Raw genomic sequence first — 483 nt, forward strand, 5'->3', positions numbered from 1 at the left:
GCCTTTATCGTGACCTCGAGGAGCGCGAGGCCAAGATCCGGCGCCTGGTCGATGCCAATATCATCGGGATTTTGATCGCGACCCTGGAAGGCCGGATCCTCGATGCCAATGACGCCTTTCTCCACATGGTGGGCTACGACCGCAAGGATCTTGCAGCGGGACATATCCGCTGGACGGAGCTGACGCCCCCCGAGTGGCAATCTGTCACCCAACAGGCGGTGGCTGAGATCCGCGCGACGGGATGCTGCGACCCGTTCGAAAAGGAATATTTTCGCAAGGACGGCAGCCGGGTGCCAGTGCTGATCGCCAGGGCTGCCTTCGACGAGGCGCGCAGCGAAGCGGTCGCATTCGTGCTCGATCTCACCGAGCTCAAGCGCGCCGAAGCGGAGGCCCGCGCCAGCGAGCGGCGGTATCGCGACATGCAGATGGAGCTGGCACATGCCAACCGGGTCGCGACCATCGGGCAGCTTACCGCCTCGATCG

General features: G+C 64.0%; 1 protein-coding gene. It reads left to right on the forward strand.

Features of this window, described 5'->3' with window-relative positions; all coding sequences use genetic code 11:
- A partial coding sequence (locus ACPYOJ_RS34650) for a PAS domain-containing protein (RefSeq protein ID WP_481420269.1) occupies positions 1–483 on the forward strand: 483 nt, incomplete at both ends.

This window comes from Rhizobium sp. SVR5-9E, from assembly GCF_056755095.1.